This is a genomic window from Croceitalea sp. MTPC5 (genome assembly GCF_036985505.1).
Lineage (GTDB): Bacteria > Bacteroidota > Bacteroidia > Flavobacteriales > Flavobacteriaceae > Croceitalea.
On the sequence record NZ_BTGQ01000045.1, the window covers coordinates 1 to 546 of the forward strand.

Here is a 546-nt window from a genome sequence, read left to right on the forward strand (position 1 = left end):
TCCTCGAGCACCTTGCCCGTCAGGTACGAACGCTGCCAGAGCGCATAGTCCCGGTACTGGATATCCAGCACCGGAAGGGATACCTCCCTGTCCTCGGTATGGGCCCTGTAGTGCTCAAAGAGCTCGCGCAGGAACACTTCCGCGGACCAGCCGTCGCTCGCTATGTGGTGCGTGTTCACAAGAAGGAACGTCCGGTCGGTGCCCAGGCCGTAGAACCTCGCCCTGATCGGGTAGTCCGATGAGAGGTCGAAGGGCCTGTCGATGTCCTCCTGCAGCATCGAATCGAGCTGCTCCTCCGTGTCCACGGCCACCCAATCGATTGCAAGCGGGACATCATGGACCACCTGAACCCCATCCTCCCCATCACCCTGGCGGACCGTGCTCCTGAGCACCTCGTGACGGGCGACCACGCCCTGAAGGGCATGCTCCACCGCGGTACGATCAGTGCCCGGGGCAAGCTCGAACACCGAGGGCATGTGATAGGCATTGGTGCCCCCCTCGTACTGCTCGATGAACCACAACCGCTGCTGGGAAAACGACAGGGGG

Annotated in this window: 1 protein-coding gene; it reads right to left on the bottom strand. The window is 62.6% G+C overall.

Annotated features, from left to right (window positions below):
- Nucleotides 1-546, bottom strand: a 546-nt coding sequence (locus tag AACM45_RS20340; RefSeq protein ID WP_339145047.1) for a condensation domain-containing protein, incomplete at both ends; no start/stop codon positions are given.